We start from the raw sequence: 422 nt of genomic DNA, 5'->3' as shown, positions 1-422 counted from the left end.
TTGTAGTTACCGTTGGACTGTTTGACCGCATCATACCAGATAATGTCATTTTGACCATTTTGGTCTGCCCAAACTGGTACTTTGATAGCTTTGATACCTTTACTATCGGAAACATTGGACACTTCCACTTCAAAACTTGTTGCAGTTTGATTCTGAATGGTCAGTTGACCAGTTGATTGAGCAGCTTTCGGTGCTTCTACTGGTTTTTCTGTGACTGTATTGACAGCTGTTGAGCCAGTTATTTGCCCCAAATCCACGTAACGACGAGTACCACTAAAACTTACATAGGAAATCCACTGATGATTGTCGGCTTTGACAACCTTATCGTAGTTGACCTTATCCCCTTTTTCAAAGGTAAATTGAGTCGGTGCGGATAACTTGGCTTCGTTCTTGACTTCAGCTTGCTTTGTAAAGTGATAGGT

General features: G+C 41.5%; 1 protein-coding gene. It reads right to left on the bottom strand.

The genetic code is table 11. The annotated features are described in order from the left end of the window. Positions 1 to 422: SH3 domain-containing protein (locus C1E99_RS12210; RefSeq protein ID WP_193441815.1), on the bottom strand; the 422-nt coding region annotated here is incomplete at both ends.

It is taken from the genome of Streptococcus suis, from assembly GCF_002964045.1.
Classification (GTDB): Bacteria; Bacillota; Bacilli; order Lactobacillales; family Streptococcaceae; genus Streptococcus; species Streptococcus suis_U.
The sequence above is the reverse complement of the archived record's forward strand: the minus strand, read 5'-3'. Positions and strand labels throughout refer to the sequence as shown.